This window comes from Kaistella sp. SH40-3, from assembly GCF_030686865.1.
Lineage (GTDB): Bacteria > Bacteroidota > Bacteroidia > Flavobacteriales > Weeksellaceae > Kaistella.
Genome location: NZ_JAQYUS010000021.1, coordinates 1 through 2,518, shown reverse-complemented (window position 1 = coordinate 2,518; position 2,518 = coordinate 1). Strand labels below are relative to the sequence as shown.

Genomic DNA, 2,518 nt, shown 5'->3' with positions numbered 1-2,518 from the left:
CCACCTCTTTTTTGTGGTAAAAACGACTGTTTTTCATGTGCTAATTTGTATTCAAATATAATTAATTTTCGGCTCTGTTTATTCCTCTTTTTTTGCGCATCGATTCGCCTTTCAATTCGAGGCGATGAGATTGATGGATCAGCCGGTCTAAAATAGCATCGGCAATGGTTTTTTCACCGATAATATCATACCAACCCTGAACCGGGATTTGCGAAGTTACAATGACAGAACCATTGTTATGACGGTCTTCAATGAGTTCTAAAAGAGTAATTCTGTTTTGACTGTCCAATGCTTGGAGTCCAAAATCATCCAATATAATCACCTCTTGGCGTTGTATTTTGGCAAGTTCCCGAAGATAAGAACCATCTGCTTTTGCCATTTTTAATTTAGCAAATAATTTATTGGTGTTAAAATAGCTGACCTTAAAACCTTCTATACATGCTTGATAACCGAGTGCGGTGCCTAAATAACTTTTGCCAACGCCCGTACTTCCAGTGATTAAAACATTTTCATTCTTTTCTACAAATTCGCATCCAGCTAAGCGCAGCACCAGATTGCGGTCCAAGTTTCGGGACTGCTCGAAGTTGATACTTTCGATATTTGATTTGTAATGGAATCGCGCGTTCTTAATGCTTCTTTCGATGCGCCTGTTATGCCTTTCATCCCATTCTGCATCGATCAGCATCGAGATAAACTCATCGAGCGTGTAATGATCTGTTTTGCCACTTTCAATAGCGGTTTTAAACGCATGATGCATGCCGTAAAGCTTCATTTGCTTCATTTTGGTAACGGTAGGTTCGTTCATGATTTTTAAAATTTAATTTTGTTAATGTCTAATTGCTAGTTGTAATACTGTTTTCCACGGATATTACCATGGATGGGTAGTTGCTGTTCAGACTCTGACTTCTGCTCAAAATCAATTTGGTCTAAATTGTTTTCTAAAATTTTCTGGATGGTTTTAAAGCTGTAAATTTTATAATCAAGGGCTCGTTTACAGGCATTGATCAATCGCTCTCTGCCTACCTTTTTTTCGAAGTTTAATATTCCCATACAACTTTTATAGGCTTGTTCAGGATGATTTCTACTCTCAATAATTTGGATAATATATTCACCAACAACAGGGTCAATTGTAGTTGCCCAATCGATAAACCGCGACGGACTCCAATCGGACACAAACTGATGCGTACTGGCTAAATGTTCAGCATTGGTAGTATATACATAAGGATTATAATTGCGCATATGAATCGCAATTCTGTTGTATTTATGAAAAATTTCTACAGCGGACGAAGTATACAACAGCTTTACTTTTTTCTTCAGATACTGATACGGAACGCTGTAATAGTTTTTGTCTTGGCTCAAAAGAACGTGACCATTCTGCATCACCGTTGCATGCGACTGGTATTTGAGCTCAAAACGCGCTTCGGGAAGTGGACGCAGTTTTTCTTTTTCGTCTTCTAAAAACAGCTCTTTTCGGGAGTAAGGACGTGCGCTGAGTTTGCTATCGTTGTGTGTCTTTAACAGATTCCAGATTTGATGGTTTAATTCTGCTAATGAATAGAATAAAGTTTCTTTTAAATGCGCGTAAATCCTGCGGTACAAAATCTTCACAGCGCCTTCTACCAAAGATTTATCTCTCGGCTTATAAGCTCTGGCCGGTAAAATAGTAGTTCCATAATGATCTGCAAGATCTGCGAAGGTTTCATTAATGGTGGGTTCAAAACGGCTGCTTTTAATGACCGCAGATTTTAAATTATCCGGAACAATTGCCGCAGGAACGCCCTGAAAATAGTGCATCGCATTTTCTACCGAACGTACAAAATCTTCCTTTTGCTGGCTCAATGAGGCTTCTGCGTATGTATATTGGCTCGCTCCCAAGATGGCGACAAAAAACTGAACGTTTTTGATCTCACCAGTCTTTTTATCAATAATAGAGAGGGTTTTTCCAGCGTAATCGATATACATTTTATCACCCGCTTTGTGATTCATGTGCATCACAGGATTCACCCGCTTTGCCCATATTTTGTAATGATGCCGGAATTGGGTGATCTGAAAACCATCGGGATACAAAGCGATATACTGTTCCCAAGTTCGATAAATAGTGACTCCTACCTTTTTTAATTCCCGTTCCATCACCGGAAAATAATTATACAAAGTCTGTAATTTGGGACTCACGGATTCCTCTGTGGTGTGGGAAAACAAAAGTTCCAACTCTGCGTCTGTTTTTTCATTAATGATCTCAAAACTTAATCCAAGGACTTCAAATAATGAAATATATTTCTTTACGGTGTTTCTGGAAAGTGATAAGTAATTACTGATGAACAACTTACTTTTTCCGTTGCTATAAAATTTAATGACTTTTCTAATTTTACTCATGTCGGTTGTTTTATTGGCCATAATCCGTATTTTTTATACGAATTTATGACGCTAACAACATGAAAAAATCAATCGTATTTACCTGAAAAAATCAACCCAAATCCAGGTGGTCAATTTGCTCCGAATCTCGGTGGTCACTTTGCTC

Annotated in this window: 2 protein-coding genes; both read right to left on the bottom strand. The window is 38.1% G+C overall.

Annotation, left to right across the window (positions count from 1 at the left end; translation table 11 throughout):
- Positions 1-61: 61 nt before the first annotated feature.
- Complete coding sequence (gene istB, locus PUH65_RS14790) at positions 62-805, bottom strand: IS21-like element helper ATPase IstB (RefSeq protein ID WP_305520877.1); 744 nt, start codon at positions 803-805, stop codon at positions 62-64.
- A 35-nt stretch (positions 806-840) separates the two neighbouring features.
- The gene (istA, locus tag PUH65_RS14785) at positions 841-2,394 is read right to left on the bottom strand and encodes an IS21 family transposase (RefSeq protein ID WP_305520876.1); all 1,554 of its coding nucleotides are present in this window, start codon (positions 2,392-2,394) and stop codon (positions 841-843) included.
- Positions 2,395-2,518: the final 124 nt, after the last annotated feature.